This window comes from Myxococcus vastator, assembly GCF_010894475.1.
GTDB lineage: Bacteria > Myxococcota > Myxococcia > Myxococcales > Myxococcaceae > Myxococcus > Myxococcus vastator.
Genome location: NZ_JAAIYB010001004.1, coordinates 1 through 254 on the forward strand (window position 1 = coordinate 1; position 254 = coordinate 254).

General features: G+C 68.1%; 1 protein-coding gene. It reads right to left on the reverse strand.

Annotation, left to right across the window (positions count from 1 at the left end; translation table 11 throughout):
• Positions 1-71: 71 nt before the first annotated feature.
• A partial coding sequence (locus G4D87_RS39140; RefSeq protein ID WP_205507906.1) for a hypothetical protein occupies positions 72-254 on the reverse strand: 183 nt, incomplete at its 5' end.

The following is a 254-nucleotide window of genomic DNA, read 5'->3' on the forward strand; positions in this document are numbered from 1 at the left end:
TGACCGCCTGCTACCTCATCGGGCGTGGCGCTCCAGTTTCTCGCTGACGATGGGCGAGCGGCGCGAAACCATCACACAGCCGGCTCGAACTCGGGCCTTGCGCCCTCATCCAGGGTGCTCGTCAACAACTGCAGCGAATCCAGGAGGCCCGGCGGGCCCTGGAGGCCGAGGCGAAGGCCGCCGCGGAAGCAGGCAAACGCAAGGATGATGACGACGACGCGCCCCCGTCCGTCCAGGACTTGCCCAGCCACACC